Consider the following 2,068-nt stretch of genomic DNA (forward strand, 5'->3'; position numbering starts at 1 on the left):
CATCAGGGGAGGCATCGGGCGGCATGACTAGTGCGGAGTTCGCTGTGTTGAGGGTGTTGAGCGGCGCTGAGGGGCGGTTGTCGGCTGTGGAGATTCAGCGGGCGGCGGCGCTGACCGGGTGGAGTACGCGGAATGCGCTGGCGCAGTTGGCGGCTCGCGGACTTGTCGTGCGTGGGGGTCACCACGGTCTTTGGCTGATCAGTGAGCGTGGTCGGCTGTCGGTGGCTACTCGGCGAGGAGCTGTTCGATGACCCATTGCGCCGCTTCGGGTTGCATGGGGAGGGTGGCGTGGCTGGACAGGCCCGCTTGGGGGTACAGGTCTTCGAAGTAGTCGTTTTCCACGCGGGGGTCGTTGATGAAGGAGGCTGGGCCGGGTGGGGTGAGGACTTGGTCGCCGTGGGTGGCGAGGACCGCGTAGATGACCCCGGGGACGGTTACTCCGTCGGCGAGGAGGGCCTGGGTGACTTGGGAACCGGCGAGGCAGTCGAGGGCGCCGGGGAAGTCGAGGGCGCCGATCGGGGTGGCGGCGGTTGTGCCTGTGGTGACCGGTGCGAGATACGTTGCGCGGTCGACGTGGGGGCCGCCGTGGAGGAATTTCAGGTAGTAGTTCGCTACCAGGGCGCCTGAGGAATGGGCGACGATGTCGACGTGGGTCGCTCCGGTGGTGGCGAGCAGCTTCGTGACGAACGACTCCAGTTGGCTTGCTGACTCCGCTACGGGTGCCGCTGCCTGGATCGGGCCGATGATGCCGTAGCCGAAGATGAAGGGGCAGCCGCCGAGATCTCTTATGCCGGTGGTGATTCCGGACATTTGCGTTTCCAGTGTGCCGCCGATGTCTCCTACTGCCCCGAAGCCGCCCAGCACCACAACGGGATTCGGTTGTTCCGGTGATGGAACGCAGTCCAGCGGTGGTTCGAGTGTGGTCGAGGTCGGGGCGGCTCCGAGGCGATGTCGCGGCTCGGAGAGTTGCCCTGTCCCGCTGTGCTGGGCCGGCCCGGACATGATCACGTCGATCGGTGCGGGTCCGGGCGATGCCCCGGCGGGCGTGACGCTCAGGCCGATCGCGGTCGCCGTGACCGCGACGGCGCCGACTCGAATCCACGTCTGTCTCGCTCTCGGCGCCCCGTTCGCCCTCGGCGCCGCCGGTCTCGCATTCCTCACCGAAATACTTCGGCGGGCGGCCGCGTTCGGACGACTGGTTCAGCGTGTCGGCGGCGTGCCCTACGCTCCCGGGGATCGGAAGGAGTGTGCGGTGAGCAAGCGCGGATGGCTGTTGTTCCTGGGTATGGGCGTTATCTGGGGCGTGCCGTACGCGATGATCCGGGTGGCGGTGGGGGAGTTCGATCCGGTGTTCGTGGCGTTCGGGCGGACCCTGCTGGGCGCGCTGGTGCTGCTGCCGGTCGCGCTGTTCACGAAGGTGCTGTGGCCCGTGTTGCGGGAGTGGCGGTGGGTGCTGGTCTACACGCTGGTGGAGATCACCGGGCCGTGGTTGCTGATCGGGCACGCGGAGACGCGGCTGACCAGTTCGACGGTGGGGCTGCTCATCGCCGCGGTCCCGTTGATCGCGATCGTGATCACCACCCGCCTCGGGCACGAGGGTCTGGATCCGCGCCGGATTCTCGGCCTGGTGATCGGCTTCGCGGGTGTGACCGCACTGGTCGGTCTGGATATCGATATGTCGAATCTGGGCGCGCTGGCCGCCATCGGGGTGAGCGTGATCGGCTACGCCCTGGGCCCGATCATCATCGACCGCAAGCTGAAAGAGCTGCCGCCGATCGGCGTGGTCACCGCGTCGCTGGTCTTCGCGGCCACCCTGTACCTGCCGTTCACGCTGTGGCGCATGCCGTCCCATTTCCCGGCCGGCGCGACCTGGTCGGTGGTCGGGCTGGGACTGCTGTGCACCGCGCTGGCGTTCGTGGTCTTCTTCGCCCTCATCGGCGAGGTCGGCCCGTCCCGCGCGACCGTCATCACCTACATCAATCCGGCCGTGGCCCTGCTGATCGGCGTCTCGCTGCTGAACGAGCCGCTGACCGCCGGCATGGCGATCGGCTTCCCGCTGGTGATCCTG

3 protein-coding genes are annotated in these 2,068 nt (G+C 67.7%); 2 read left to right on the forward strand and 1 reads right to left on the reverse strand.

Annotated features, from left to right (window positions below; genetic code table 11):
• Positions 1 to 23: 23 nt before the first annotated feature.
• Complete coding sequence (locus ACIRS4_RS36305; RefSeq protein WP_404204244.1) at positions 24 to 251, forward strand: MarR family transcriptional regulator; 228 nt, start codon at positions 24 to 26, stop codon at positions 249 to 251.
• Here the strand turns inward: ACIRS4_RS36305 and ACIRS4_RS36310 are convergent.
• Entirely contained in the window at positions 226 to 810 is a 585-nt protein-coding gene (locus ACIRS4_RS36310; RefSeq protein WP_404204240.1) for an esterase/lipase family protein, read from the reverse strand. The two genes, ACIRS4_RS36305 and ACIRS4_RS36310, sit on opposite strands and share 26 nt — an antisense overlap.
• A 190-nt stretch (positions 811 to 1,000) precedes the next feature.
• On the opposite strand from ACIRS4_RS36310, the gene ACIRS4_RS36315 reads away from it, so the two are divergent.
• Positions 1,001 to 2,068: DMT family transporter (locus ACIRS4_RS36315; protein WP_404204242.1), on the forward strand; the 1,068-nt coding region annotated here is incomplete at its 3' end.

Origin of the sequence: Streptomyces sp. NPDC101166, from assembly GCF_044768125.1 — a bacterium.
In the GTDB taxonomy this organism is placed as follows: Bacteria; Actinomycetota; Actinomycetes; order Streptomycetales; family Streptomycetaceae; genus Streptomyces.